Source organism: Glaciecola petra, from assembly GCF_031846345.1.
Lineage (GTDB): Bacteria > Pseudomonadota > Gammaproteobacteria > Enterobacterales > Alteromonadaceae > Glaciecola > Glaciecola petra.
This window is the reverse complement of sequence record NZ_JAVRHX010000001.1, coordinates 1,469,591-1,483,844: the sequence shown is the minus strand read 5'-3', so window position 1 is coordinate 1,483,844 and position 14,254 is coordinate 1,469,591. Positions and strand designations below refer to the sequence as shown.

Here is a 14,254-nt window from a genome sequence, read left to right as displayed (position 1 = left end):
GAGTGTGACTCCTATTACTAAAACTTTCCAGTATGGTCAACATACTGTCACCCTAGAGACTGGGGCAATAGCAAGACAAGCAAGCGCAGCCGTAATGGCAAGCATGGACGACACTACAGTATTAGTATCTGTAGTTGGTAAAAAAGACGCTAATCCAGACCAAGGCTTCTTTCCATTAACCGTAAACTATCAAGAAAAAGCTTATGCGGCTGGTAAAATACCAGGAGGCTTCTTTAAAAGAGAAGGGCGTCCGGCTGAGCATGAAACACTTATTGCACGATTGATCGACAGACCAATCAGACCTTTATTTCCAGAAGGTTTTAAAAATGAAGTACAAGTGGTTATCACTGTTATTTCAGCTAACCCCGAAATTCCAACAGATATCATTTCGTTAATTGGTACTTCAGCTGCTTTAGCTATTTCAGGTATGCCGTTTAATGGCCCTGTTGGCGCAGCACGTGTTGGTTATATCGATAATGAGTTTGTGTTGAATACTCGCGCGTCTGAACTCGATTCAAGTCAATTGGACTTAGTGGTTGCAGGAACAGAAAGTGCAGTATTAATGGTTGAATCAGAAGCAGAAGTATTATCAGAAGAAGTAATGCTTGGTGCGGTTGTATTTGGTCATGAGCAATCTCAAGCCGTTATCAATGCGATTACTGAATTTGCAGAAGAAGTCGCTCCGGTTAAATGGGAATGGACTGCACCTGAACAAAATGTTGAATTAAAAGAAAAAGTAAAAGCAGCTGCTGAAGCCGGTATGACAGAAGCGTATCAGATTTCTGATAAAATGGACCGAAAGGTTGCAGTAGATGCAACTACAAGTAAAGCGCTTGAAGAATTGACAACTGCCGATGAAGAACTCGACCCAAAAGAGGTTTCTGAGTTACTTCATGAACTAGAAAGTGACGTCGTAAGATCACGCATTTTAGCGGGTGAGAAACGTATCGACGGCCGCGACCCAGACACTATCCGTGCGCTGCATGTAGCTACGGGCGTATTACCAAGAACTCATGGCTCTGCTGTATTCACGCGGGGTGAAACGCAAGCATTAGTTGTTGCAACACTTGGCACCGACCGTGACGCACAAATGATAGATGGCCTTGGTGGCTCTTCAAATAGTCGCTTTATGATGCATTATAACTTCCCTCCATACTGTGTAGGTGAAACAGGTTTTATTGGTTCTCCCAAGCGTCGAGAAATTGGTCACGGTAAACTTGCTAAACGCGGTATCCAAGCGGTTATGCCAAGTGCTGAAGAATTCCCGTATGTAGTGCGCGTCGTATCTGAAATCACCGAATCAAATGGTTCATCTTCTATGGCATCGGTTTGTGGTACTTCATTAGCACTTATGGATGCAGGTGTTCCTATTAAAGCGTCTGTTGCTGGTATCGCCATGGGCCTAGTAAAGTCTGACGATAACTTTGTTGTATTGTCAGATATTTTGGGTGATGAAGATCACTTGGGCGACATGGACTTTAAAGTAGCAGGAACTACTGAAGGTGTTACTGCTCTTCAAATGGATATTAAAATTGAAGGAATCACTCAAGAAATCATGCAAAAAGCGCTTAAACAAGCGAAAGAAGCAAGATTACACATTTTGGGTGTTATGGACCAAGCAATTGGCGGACACCGTGAAGAAATGTCTGAATTTGCTCCAAGAATTTACACCATTAAAGTGCAGTCTGACAAAATTAGAGACGTAATTGGTAAAGGTGGCGCAACTATCCGCTCTATTACTGAAGAGTCTGACACAAACATCGAAATAGAAGATGATGGTACGGTTAAGATTTTTGCTACCGAAAAAACCAAAGCAGACATTGCAATCGCTCGTATAGAGCAGGTTACGGCTGAACTAGAAGTAGGTAAAACCTACCATGGTAAAGTAATGCGCATTGTTGATTTTGGTGCGTTTGTAGAAGTTTTACCAGGCAAAGAAGGTTTAGTTCACATTTCACAAATTGCACATGAGCGTGTAAATAAAGTCACAGACTATTTGAAAGAAGGTCAAGAAGTAGACGTGAAAGTGATGGAGATAGATCGTCAAAATCGTGTTCGTTTAAGTATGAAAGAATTACTTGCAAAACCCGAGCCGAAAGAAAGCGCTGAAGACGAATAAGTCTCTAAGCTATCAAGAAACCGTCTTATAAAAAGACGGTTTTTTTTTGCTCCAATTTGGTAAAATTAACCGCTTAATGCACCCAGCGAACCTTTATTAATAATTTGTAACTCTTTTCCAATATAACAAGGAAGCATCATGACAAAATTAACAGAGAGCCAATCACAAGCGATAGAAGCAGCAGCTTTTAGACGATTACTTAATCATTTAGATAATAACAAACAAGTACAAAATATTGAGTTGATGCTACTTGCAGATTTTTGTCGGAATTGTTTGTCGCGTTGGTATATGGAAGAAGCCAATGCGCAAGGCCATGATGTGACTGACGCTCAAGCTCGCGAGGTGGTTTACAAAATGCCATATTCACAGTGGAAAGAAAACCATCAGTTACCAGCAACTGATGAACAAATGGCAGCATTTAATGCCAAAAAAGAGGCGAAAAATAAATAGTTGAAATGAACTTAATGACTTTGTTGTTAATCTAAAAACAAGTAATAACAGTCTGAAGGCTCGGTTTACTGCGCTTCTAAAGCTTTAATTGATGAAACTTTTGTGGAAAAGATCGTGTTAAATAGTAAACTAAAGACCCAAGCTGCTAAGGATAAAAATAGCACGTGATAAATTTAAAGATTGTTAAGCACTTCATTTTGACATTAGCAATGCTGATTGCAGTGTCGGGGTGTGCTAGTCGGGGTGACAATTACGACCCCGTTATTAGTGGTTTATTGTTAACCGAGCCTGAGCCTGTGAGCGCGCGCTCGCAATTAGCTATCGCCCAATATACTAATTATTTGTATCGCGCCCAAATGACTGACACAGAGCGCGCTGATTTATTGTTAAAACGTGGTTTTTACTATGATGCGATTGGTTTGGCAAGCTTGGCGCGAATGGACTACGCTGAAGCAATAAAACTTAATCCTTTGTTGGCGGAAGCTCACAATTCTGTTGGTGTGCATTATATCCAAGCGGGCATGTTTATGCGGGCATATGAGTCTTTTGATTCTTCTTTAGAAATAAACCCCGAATATGATTATGCACTGTTAAATAGAGGTATCGCTTTGTATTATGGTGGTCGTTCTGAGCTTGCCCAAAGCGACACATTAGCTTTTCTGCAAAATGATGAAAGTGACCCATTTCGAGTACTATGGCACTTTATTATTGCCCAGGGCGTTGATCAAGAAACCGCCCTACAGACCTTATCTACACACCGTGAAAAGTTACCAAATGACAATTGGGCAACTAGTATTGTCGATTTTTATCTTTCTCGAAAGTCAGAGAGTGAAGTGATCGCAGACTTATTGACAGACGTGTCGAGTCAAACCCAACTAAATAATCGTTTGTGTGAGGCTTACTTTTATTTAGGAAAGCATTTTGCGTCTGAAGGCAATGTGTCTAGAGCCGAGAATTATTTCAAATTGTCATTGAGTACCAATGTCTACGACTATGCTGAGCATAAGTACGCACGGATTGAATTAACCAATCTGCGGCAAGAGCGCCGTTCTCGAGCACAATAAGCTTGTTGAAAGTCATTAACTGTTGTTGTTTGCTACTATTGCTTGGCAGTATCTCTGCCAGTACAAGTCACAATACGGCAATGTTGTTATTTTATTCCTCCTCTTCTGATAGTTCAAAAAGTACTTTGCCTCCAAGTCAGTCCTTACTTTGGCGTGCTGCTTTGTCTGGCTCTTTACTAGCCGAGGAAAGAATAATTAAGCATGCGAAAGAATACAACCAGCACTATTGGATAAAAAAAGTCGCAGATTTAGGAAATCTCTCAGCAATAAAATTTTTAGCACAACAAAGCTCTGATCAAATTGAACGGACAAAATGGCTTTTAAAAGCCGCAAAACAACAAGATGAAGCCAGTCTTTTTGAACTCTCTTTACTAACTACCAATAAACGCCAACGTATAGCTTATTTGCATGAAGCAGCGAACCTAAATTATGCCCCTGCAATAATTGCTTTAGCAAAGTTTTATTATGCCAATAAAGATATGCAAGAGGCTACTGATTGGTTGAGGAAAGCGGCGACCTATGACGCCCAAAGTCAGTATAGGTTGGGTCGTTTACTATGGCAACAAAACAAACGAGAAGAAGCGCTAAAAGCATTTGTTGAAGCTTCAGAAGCTTATGCCGATGCGTCGGAATACGCAAAAACGATACAAGAAATAAGGCAAGTAAAACTTGATACATTAATACCAAGTTTGAATAATAACATGCTCCCAAGTGATAATGGCAGAGTGTGTGAACAACGCTTACAATTTGCCGCTACGAGCCTTGATAGTGCGGTCCACGCAAGACAATTTAAACAGTATTTTGAAAAAGATGAAAGATTTACCCATTTATCAATTTGTATATTACCCATTGTTTGGCTAGAAGATAATGCGTTAGCATGCCAGCCAGACAATGCTAGACAGCGTTGCGATCTTTGGCCGCTTGCGAAAATAAGACATAAACCTTTATATTCACATTTGGTCTTGTTTTTGCCATCAGGTAAAGCTTATGTACAAAATGGGTTGATGCATTTAGACCAAGCTGATGTTTATTCAGTGTTTGTTCACGAATTAGCCCATTTTGCTGGCTTTGTAGATGAATATGCGATTTCAGATTACTTAGCAGAGCAATACTGCTCAGGCATGTTTGAGGCCCCGAACTTGCTGGTCTACACTCAGAAAAGTGGCTTATCTCGTCAAGAGAATCAAGCAAATTTACAGGGCCTTGCAACAGATAAATGGGGTGGAGTCGCTTCTCTTTCCGCTTCGCGTACTTGCGCTAATAGTGATGTACAAAGTTATAAACCTTCTGCTGATATTACGTTTTTAGAGCATCATGATACCGACAATATTCCGCCCTTGTATTTGTTGTTTTGGCAAAATCAGTTAGAAAAAAAATCGGTGACCATAGGCGAGTACTTTGCTCGCCTTGCCGCAGAAAAAAATGACCCTGATCTAAGCCGGTATTGGCGCAATATCAATCTATAATTTAGGTTGTTTGAAATGGTCAATATACATGGCAGTTGCGCCACAAATAGCAACCGGCATCACTACAAAATTCAGTACAGGGATGAAACTAAACACATTGACCATAATGCCGAAGCTAAATGCCTTTGACTTATCTTGGCGAAGTGCATCCCGCGTAGAAACGAAAGCAGATTTGCGATTATCAAATGGGTAGTCAACATATTGGATTGCCATCATCCAGGCGGTAAACAAAAACCATAAAACTTGCCCAACTACGGGTAATAGGAAAAACAAAAGTAAAAAGCCAATTGCTCTTGGGATAAAATATCCTAACTTAGACATTTCTCTACCTAAGGTTCTAGGTATATCTTTAACAACATCTAATAGCCCTTCGTCACCTAAACTTTGATTACTCAGATATCGTTCAACTTTTTCGCTTAACAAGCCATTAAATGGTGCCGCTATCCAGTTTGCTAAGGTGCCAAAAATAAGCGCAAACACTAATAACACACTGATAATGGCAATAGGCCATAGTAGATATAATAAACCATCTTTTAGCCATCCTAACCAGTCTGGAATTAAATCTACCACGTAGTTAATTGAAAATTGGATGTAGTCGAGTAAGAAGTAGAATGCAGTACTAAATAGTAGCAAATTGATAATCAAAGGGACTAATACAAAGCGCTTAATGCCTTTTGTGCGTATTAATTCAAAGCCTTGAAAAAAATAACTAGCCCCCCCTCTATGATTGCTTTCTAAGTCTGATCGTTGACTAGCGTTTTGGTTCATTTATGATTCCGTTAATCTTGTGCTAATGTCAATATTGTAAATACTTTCAAGATAAGGTGCTATAGGCAAATGGTTTCAAGATATTACGGTGTTGACTTTAGTATTGAGCTTGTGCGTCGCTTAGCCTAAACTGAAGTAATAGTGTCTTATAATAAAAACAAAGCTAAATTTTAAATATGCGTTTAAAGAAGATTCGACTAGCAGGGTTTAAGTCTTTTGTAGACCCAACAAACATTCCATTTCCAGGCGACATGACGGCTATTGTTGGCCCAAATGGGTGTGGGAAATCGAATGTAATAGATGCTGTTCGTTGGGTGTTGGGAGAATCTTCAGCTAAAAATTTACGCGGCGACGCAATGACTGATGTCATTTTTAATGGGTCAACGTCAAGAAAAGCGCTTGGCCAATGTTCAGTAGAATTAGTCTTCGATAATAGCTCTGGACGAATACAGGGTGAATTTGCTGCTTTTAACGAAATATCAGTTAAGCGTGTTGTGACAAAAGAAGCCGTTTCAAGTTATTATTTAAACACGGCAAAATGTCGTCGTCGAGACGTCACTGACTTGTTTTTAGGCACGGGTTTAGGTCCACGAAGTTATGCAATTATTGAACAAGGAATGATTGCAAAACTAATAGAGTCTAAACCGCAGGAGCTTCGAATCTTCATTGAAGAAGCGGCCGGTATCTCTAAATATAAAGAGCGCAGGCGTGAAACGCAAAATCGGATATCGCACACTAAAGAAAATCTGGATCGACTCGAAGACGTACGTTCTGAACTTGGCACACAAATAGCGAAACTTGGAAGACAAGCAGCTGCAGCAACAAAATACAAAGAGTTGAAGCAAAATGAACGTCAATTAAAAGCAGAGCTTGCCACGATCAAATGGCTGGATCAAAATGAAATTGTGTCTAGCATTGATGCTGAAATAAACGAAAAGAATACTGTTTTAGAAGACTTAGTGAGTGGATTACAGGGTGATGAGTCTGGTTTACAAAGCTTAAAAAATAAACAGTCTATGTTGAAGCAACAACACCAAGATGCTCAACAGCAACTGTTCAAAGTGGGTACCGATATTACTAAGCTTGAACAGTCGCAGTTATATGCAAAAAAACGCGCTAGTCAAATACAATCAGAAATTGAACAAATCAAACAAAGTGAACATACATTAGTAAGAGACTTAAATGCAGTTTCTAACGAGGCGGCAAGCGCTAAAGAAAAATTATTGGAAGCACAACCAGAAAAAGAAATTGCTGAAGCACAACTTGCTGAAGTTGAAAGCAAAAAACTAGATGTTGACGAACAACTGCACAAAATCCTGAAAGACAACAAACGACTTGACGATGAGTATTATCTAAAGAAACAAGCCCTACAGCAAAAACATGGTCAAATTCAACAAACCGTTGCTATGCAACAGCGTAACGCCGAGAGGATAGGTGTTTTACAACAGGAGAGCGCTGAATTAAAAGATACTTCTTATGCAAAAAAATTACAAAGTGCTGAGCAAGACTTAACTGAAATTAAAACGGTACTTTCTGAATATGCATCTGAGAAAGAAGCGCTATCGCAATTGCTCAATCAAGCCAGTGATGTGACTAACCAAAGACAAAAGGCGGTAGATAGCGTTAGTAGACAAGTTGTTAATATTCAAGCAAAACTCGATGCTCAACAATCTTTGCAAAACGACAGTGATGAAGAAATAAACTTAAATGAAAGCTTTGATGAGCTGACAACGCAGACGGCTTGGCAATATTTTGATGTTGAAGCTGGATTTGAAGCGGCTGTTGATGCTGTGCTTCAGCATAGTTTACAACAAAGTAATACGGCATTAATTGTAGATGGGAAGTTAAACGAATCTATTTCCGATATTCTGCAAGCCGAAAACCTGCCTAGCTTATTATTTAGTGATGATTTCACACGAGAGAAAAAAGCAGGCTCATTAGCGGAAAAGATTAACAATACCGCTGTACCTGCATATTTTAATCATTTTATCGTTGTTGAGTCGACACTTGATGCCTTGCAAAAATGTGCTTCACTATCATCAAATATGGGGGTTGTGACAGTGTCGGGTCGATTGTTTTTTCGTGACCGTATTGTCAGCATCACTCAGTCTGATTCTAAACTTGTAAGAGCGGCACTGATTGAAGATATTCGTGAGGCTTTAGATAAAACTGAGAACGAACTTAGGCTAGCTAATAAAGCTTTTGAAAACGCCCAAGAAAAGGAAAAAGGCCTGCAAGAAACACTTAGTAAACTTGAAGCGCGCATTAGCAAGCAACAGGAACAAAAAACTGAGCAACAAATTTTGACTCAGAATTTAGCTTTTCAATTGTCACAAATGGATGACAGACTGAAAAAACTGCAAGCAGAAATAGCCAGTATTACAGAATCTTCTGAACAAGAAGATATGTCTTTAGAATTACTAAATGAAGAAGTTGAAATATTGAGTGTTGAGTTAAGCGACACTGAAGATAAGCGTAATGACTTTAATCAACGCAGTGAATCGTTGCAGGCACAACAGCAAAACATGCAAATACAGTTTAATCAGGCACAGCAGTTGTTGCATACCCATGCATTAACATTACAGCAATTACAAAACTCGCTGCAAATTTTGCAAGAACAAGGTAATAATAAACAAACATTGCTCGACGAAAACCGGGAAAAACTTGCCTTGCTTAACGAAGAAGCTGAAGAGTTATTATTACCAGAAAATGAACAAGAAGAAAAGTTACAAGCTCTTTTGGCCAAGCAGGAATTATTACGCAATAATATTGGCGAACAACAATTGTCTATCGATAAAGTTGATCAAGAAATCACTGAGTTAGAAAAAGGGCAGCAAGGCCTGCAGGCAAGAATGGATTCAATAAAATCCGAGATCGAATCGTTAAGAATACGTTCAGAAAGTGCCTCAGTAAGGTCGCAGTCATATCTAGAACAATTAGCGGAAACAGGTTTACAAATAAAAGATGTGTTAGCCAAATTTGAGCAAGAGGCAAGTGATAATGAACCGGGTAAGATGGCGGAGCAGGAGCTAAGCGCTCAAATATGGCAAGAAAACTTAGAAAAAGTCAGTGCTGCCATTAGTCGATTGGGGGCAGTTAACTTAGCGGCAGTGGCCGAATTTGAAGAACAATCTACGCGTAAAAAACATTTGGATGCACAAAACGAGGACTTGAGTAAGGCGCTAGATACACTTGAAGAAGCCATGCGTAAAATTGACAAAGAAACGCGAACTCGATTTAAAACAACCTATGATAAAGTAAATGCTGATTTAAAATCCTTATTTCCGAAAGTATTTGGTGGTGGTTCTGCTTATCTTGAACTCACAGGTGACGACCTACTGGAAACTGGGGTAACTATTATGGCAAGACCCCCCGGTAAGAAAAATAGTACTATTCAGTTATTATCTGGTGGAGAAAAAGCACTAACCGCATTATCATTGGTATTTGCTATATTTCGACTTAATCCAGCACCATTTTGCTTGTTGGATGAGGTTGATGCACCTTTAGATGACGCAAACGTTGGAAGATTTTGCCGCTTAGTGTCTGAAATGTCAGAAACGGTGCAGTTTATTTATATTTCGCATAATAAGGTGGCGATGGAAATGGCGACACATTTAACAGGTGTTACTATGGCTGAGCCAGGAGTTTCAAGAATGGTCGCTGTTGACATGGAACAAGCGCTCGCTATTGCAGAATAATTAGAACAAAGGGCAATAATGGAACAAGAATTACGCTACATATTAACGATTATAGGCGCTATTGTAATAGGCGGTGTTCTGATCCATGGAATGTGGACGGTACGCAAAAATGGTAGTAAAAATACAAAACGCGCTAAATTTCAAGAAAGCTCTTTTGAACCAGGTTTTGAACGAGAAGACGACCTCGGCGGTGATGGCCCCATTTATGACGATGTGGGAATAGGTAAGGTTAGAATTGTCAATGAGACCTTAAGCCCGATAGAGGATGATTTTGAAGATGACACTATAATTGAAGAATCGGTATTGAATGAAAATACCAATGAAATTGAAGACGTTGATATTGCCGACGATTCTGAATTAGTAACAAAAAACACCCAACTTACTGATTCAACTGATGAAAAAGAGCCAACAAACGGCGAACAAGTGGACAATCCTGAGCAAAGTAAAACCGGTTTTGAAGCACTTTACACCCCAGACGAATCCGAAGATGAAAGCCAATTACTAGCCTCTGAAGAAAGTGCGCCAGTAACAAAGGAAAGTGATAATGAAACTCACTTAAAAATAGTTGATGCTCATGTCGATGCGCCAGTTTATTCGAATGTGGTCACTCAACCCAAACCAGAATATACAAAAGCAGTCAATGCCAGAGCAGAAGCCAGTCGAGAAAAACCGGATGATTTTGGCCAACCTCCAGGGTTTCTGTTAAAGAAAAAAGACGATGAAAACGCAAGTTCAATTGCTACAAGCGCAGATACACCAATTGACAGTGCTTCGAGTAGCCAACAGAATGCGATTGAAGATAATCAACAAGATGCCTTGCGTAGCAAAAATTCGCTACCTAAAGAAGAAATTAAACCAGAACCTGATTTTTCACTGAACATTCAGGATGGGCCGTTGGTGCCAAATAACAATAGGACAAACGGAAGCAGACCCATTGCAGCAAAGCAAGGTGTTGAAAAAGAACTTAGTTTCGCAGAGCAGGCTAAACGATTTGTGCGACGCAACAAAAAAACAGTCGCAGAAAAAATTAGAAAAGAACCTACAACAAAAACAAAAAATGCTGAAGACCAGATGCGAATTGACTTTGACGCTGACAATATGAGCAGAAAAGACGATCTTAACGCATCCATCAATAAAGATGAAACACCTGATTCACAAACAGAACGTTCCAAGTCACCTAGCAGCCCTGCACAAGAGCAACAAACCGATGTGTTAGTGCTTAATGTTAGAGCTGAAAACGATAAGCCTATTTCTGGCGCAGCTTTATTACCCATGTTGTTAACCTTGGGGTTTAAGTTTGGTGAACACGATATTTTTCATCGTCATGTCAACACTAATGGCAAAGGGCCTGTTCTGTTTAGTTTAACCAATATGTTTAAACCTGGCGTATTTGATGTTGATAACATGGAAAACTTTGATACTTTTGGCGTTTCGTTATTTATGATGTTGCCGATTGATGGTGACGCACAACAGGTTTTTAATATGATGCATAATGCGGCCCGTAAAATTTCTAGTGAGTTTGGTTGCCGTATACTTGATGGGAATAAAGTCGGTCTAAGCAAACAAAGTTTGCAACAATATGTAGAGCGTATTAGAGAATTCGAACGAAAACGAATTAACCGCTAATCGCATCACTAACGACGATGAAAATAAAATCTTTGCAAAGATAAAGAGAGCTTAATGAGCAATTCTGCTATCAATAATAAAATTCAAAAGTTACGCGAAATACTAGAAGAATATAATCATCAATATTATGTATTAGATGATCCTTCCGTTCCCGATATTGAATATGATCGTGTTCTTAAAGACCTAATAGCGCTAGAGAATCAATACCCTGAATTTAGAAGTAGCGATTCACCGAGTCAAAAAGTAGGCGGTAAAGCACTCAGTAAATTCGAACAAATTAATCATGAAGTGCCCATGTTGTCTTTGGACAACGGTTTTAGTGAGGCTGACTTACAAGCTTTTGAAAAGCGAGTTAATGAACGTTTGAATACGTCTATTCATATTGAATTTGCCTGCGAGCCAAAATTAGATGGACTAGCAGCTTCAATTTTATATGAAAATGGACTTTTGGTTCAGGCCGCCACTCGTGGTGATGGCCAGGTCGGAGAAAATATCACTGAAAATGTCAAAACAATTGCCAATGTCCCTTTAAAATTACGGGGTGAAAATTTACCGCAAAGACTTGAAGTTAGGGGTGAAGTATTTATGCCTAAACAAGGTTTTGACAAACTTAACCAACAACAAAAAGAAATCGGCGCTAAGGTTTTTGCTAACCCCAGAAATGCTGCAGCAGGAAGTTTACGGCAATTAGATTCTAAAATTACGGCGGCGAGACCTTTACGGTTTTTTGCTTATTCAGTGGGCGTTTTAGAGGGTGGTAATATAAGTCAAAAAGCGAGCCATAGTCAGCGCTTGGCTAGTTTAGGGGAACTTGGTTTACCTTTGTGTAAAGAAAATCAAGTAGTGACCGGCTTTGATGAGTGTTTGAGTTATTTTGAAAAAATAGGGCGAATGCGAGATGATTTAAGTTACGACATCGACGGCGTAGTATTTAAAGTTAATGACTTACAATTGCAGCAACGACTAGGTTTTGTATCAAAAGCACCTCGATGGGCGATGGCGCAAAAATTCCCTGCACAAGAAGAAATGACAGTGTTAAACGATGTTGAATTTCAAGTTGGACGCACAGGGGCCATCACACCAGTTGCAAGGCTGGTGCCCGTGTTTGTTGGTGGTGTGACGGTGTCTAATGCGACTTTGCATAATCAAGACGAAGTGAATCGTTTACAAGTTAAGATTGGTGACACCGTAATTATTAGACGAGCAGGTGATGTAATACCGCAGGTTGTTTCTGTTGTGCAATCTAAAAGGCCAATGAACGCAAAAGATATAGCGTTTCCACGCCTTTGTCCTGAGTGCGGCTCGGACGTTGAGCGTATAGAAGACGAAGCCGTTATGCGCTGTACTGGTGGTTTGGTTTGTGGCGCGCAACGTAAGCAAGCAATCAAGCACTTTGCTTCCCGTAAAGCGTTTGATATTGACGGTTTAGGAGACAAAATCGTCGATCAACTGGTTGATGAAAACCTCATCGAAACACCCGCCGACATATTCACTTTGACTTTGAGTCAACTACTTGGCTTAGAAAGGTTTGCTGAGAAGTCTGCCGTCAATTTATTAAATGCAATTGACGCAGCCAAACAAACAACCCTACCAAAGTTTATTTATGCCTTGGGAATTCGTGAAGTAGGAGAGTCGACCGCACGTAACTTGGCAATGCATTATTTAAGTTTAGACGCTATCAAATTAGCGGATACGGAATCCCTCCAAGAAGTGCCTGATGTAGGTAAAATTGTCGCTACACATTTACATGCATTTTTGGCAGAAGATGCCAATATAAAGGTAATGGATAAGTTGATTGAAGCAGGTGTTAATTGGCCTGATATTGAAGCACCTAGTGAAGACAAACAGCCCTTGATAGGCAAAACCATTGTGTTAACCGGCACCTTAACGCAAATGGGCAGAGCGGAAGCAAAAAATAAATTGCAGGAGCTTGGCGCAAAAGTGTCAGGCAGTATTTCGGCGAAAACGGATCTGCTTATTGCGGGGGAGAAAGCTGGGTCAAAATTAACCAAAGCAGCAACACTCGGAATTGAAGTGTGGGATGAAAATCAGTTTGTCGAATTTATCGAAAGCACCCAATAATGCACAAAAATAATTATGCTAAGATAGCCAAATAAAGTTATACACTAGTGAGATAGTCAAACAATTGTGCTACTTAATATAGGCGAACACAATGGATAACAATAGACGTAAATTACTACAAGGAATGGTGCTAACGAGTGCCGGATTAGCGTCTGGAATAAGTTCTGCTAATGCTTTTGATAATCACGCAACCAATAAAACTGCTTTAAAAGGTAATATTAATCATTCGGTGAGTCGTTGGACATATGGCCATTTAAGTATCGAAGAACTATGCCAATTGGTAAAGACTTTAGGTTTTGCTGCTATCGATTTAGTTGGCCCCGATGATTGGCCGGTGCTAAAAAAATATGGCATTGATTCATCAATGTGCAACGGTGCAGAGTTAAATTTAACCGATGGGTGGATTCACGTAGAATTTCATGATGAACTTGTTGCTCGATATAAAAAGCACATCGATTTGGTATCTCAAGCGGGGTATAAAAATTTGGTTTGCTTTAGTGGTAATGCAAGAGGTATGTCAGCTGAGCAGGGTTTAAAGAATGCTGCAATGGGCTTGAAACGGGTAATTCACTACGCTGAAGAAAAAGGGGTTATTTTGCAAATGGAATTATTCAATAGCAAAATTAATCACCCCGACTACATGGCAGATAATTCGCCATGGGGTATTGCGCTTTGCAAACTCATTAACTCTACTAATTTTAAGTTGCTATATGATATTTATCATATGCAAATTAGTGAAGGCGATATTATTCGTACTATCCAGGAAAATCATGAGTATTTTGGGCACTACCATACAGCTGGCGTCCCAGGACGCAATGAAATTGATGATACTCAAGAATTATTTTATCCAGCTATTGCAAAGGCGATAGTGAAAACCGGGTTCAAAGGGTATTTGGCCCAAGAGTTCATTCCAACGCCAGAAAGCAAAGATGGTAAAGTGAAGTCTTTGCAAGGAGCTATAAAAATTTGTGATGTATAAAA

Annotated in this window: 9 protein-coding genes; 8 read left to right on the top strand and 1 reads right to left on the bottom strand. The window is 39.7% G+C overall.

Annotated features, from left to right (window positions below; translation table 11 throughout):
* Positions 1-4 precede the first annotated feature (4 nt).
* The 4 genes from pnp to RM552_RS06535 all read left to right on the top strand — a co-directional run bounded on the left by pnp (position 5) and on the right by RM552_RS06535 (position 5,099).
* A complete protein-coding gene (pnp, locus tag RM552_RS06550) occupies positions 5-2,119 on the top strand; it encodes a polyribonucleotide nucleotidyltransferase (RefSeq protein WP_311367970.1) in 2,115 nt (704 codons plus the stop codon).
* A 138-nt stretch (positions 2,120-2,257) separates the two neighbouring features.
* Positions 2,258-2,569, top strand: a complete 312-nt coding sequence (locus RM552_RS06545) for a DUF1244 domain-containing protein (protein WP_311367969.1) — start codon at positions 2,258-2,260, stop codon at positions 2,567-2,569.
* A 164-nt stretch (positions 2,570-2,733) separates the two neighbouring features.
* On the top strand, positions 2,734-3,633 hold the full coding sequence (gene nlpI / locus RM552_RS06540; RefSeq protein WP_311367968.1) for a lipoprotein NlpI: 900 nt from the start codon (positions 2,734-2,736) through the stop codon (positions 3,631-3,633).
* A gap of 2 nt (positions 3,634-3,635) precedes the next feature.
* Positions 3,636-5,099, top strand: a complete 1,464-nt coding sequence (locus RM552_RS06535; protein WP_311367967.1) for a tetratricopeptide repeat protein — start codon at positions 3,636-3,638, stop codon at positions 5,097-5,099.
* On the opposite strand, the gene cysZ is transcribed toward RM552_RS06535, so the two are convergent.
* Complete coding sequence (cysZ, locus tag RM552_RS06530; protein ID WP_311367966.1) at positions 5,094-5,867, bottom strand: sulfate transporter CysZ; 774 nt, start codon at positions 5,865-5,867, stop codon at positions 5,094-5,096. The genes RM552_RS06535 and cysZ overlap by 6 nt on opposite strands.
* A 176-nt stretch (positions 5,868-6,043) precedes the next feature.
* On the opposite strand from cysZ, the gene smc reads away from it, so the two are divergent.
* From smc to RM552_RS06510, 4 genes are all read left to right on the top strand, one after another.
* Positions 6,044-9,565: a chromosome segregation protein SMC gene (smc, locus tag RM552_RS06525; RefSeq protein WP_311367965.1), complete on the top strand. Its 3,522-nt coding sequence runs from the start codon at positions 6,044-6,046 to the stop codon at positions 9,563-9,565.
* An 18-nt stretch (positions 9,566-9,583) separates the two neighbouring features.
* A complete protein-coding gene (zipA, locus tag RM552_RS06520; protein ID WP_311367964.1) occupies positions 9,584-11,191 on the top strand; it encodes a cell division protein ZipA in 1,608 nt (535 codons plus the stop codon).
* Between the two features lie 54 nt (positions 11,192-11,245).
* Entirely contained in the window at positions 11,246-13,273 is a 2,028-nt protein-coding gene (gene ligA, locus RM552_RS06515) for an NAD-dependent DNA ligase LigA (protein ID WP_311367963.1), read from the top strand.
* Between the two features lie 91 nt (positions 13,274-13,364).
* Positions 13,365-14,252 carry a hydroxypyruvate isomerase family protein gene (locus tag RM552_RS06510; RefSeq protein ID WP_311367962.1) on the top strand — a complete coding sequence of 296 codons (888 nt, stop codon included), beginning with the start codon at positions 13,365-13,367 and terminating at the stop codon, positions 14,250-14,252.
* Positions 14,253-14,254 lie beyond the last annotated feature (2 nt).

Bases quoted from the DNA above. Each gene is read 5' to 3' on its own strand.
- RM552_RS06545 (WP_311367969.1), top strand. From the start codon at position 2,258: ATGACAAAATTAACAGAGAGCCAATCACAAGCGATAGAAGCAGCAGCT.
- cysZ (WP_311367966.1), bottom strand. From the start codon at position 5,867: ATGAACCAAAACGCTAGTCAACGATCAGACTTAGAAAGCAATCATAGA.
- smc (WP_311367965.1), top strand. From the start codon at position 6,044: ATGCGTTTAAAGAAGATTCGACTAGCAGGGTTTAAGTCTTTTGTAGAC.
- zipA (WP_311367964.1), top strand. From the start codon at position 9,584: ATGGAACAAGAATTACGCTACATATTAACGATTATAGGCGCTATTGTA.
- ligA (WP_311367963.1), top strand. From the start codon at position 11,246: ATGAGCAATTCTGCTATCAATAATAAAATTCAAAAGTTACGCGAAATA.
- RM552_RS06510 (WP_311367962.1), top strand. From the start codon at position 13,365: ATGGATAACAATAGACGTAAATTACTACAAGGAATGGTGCTAACGAGT.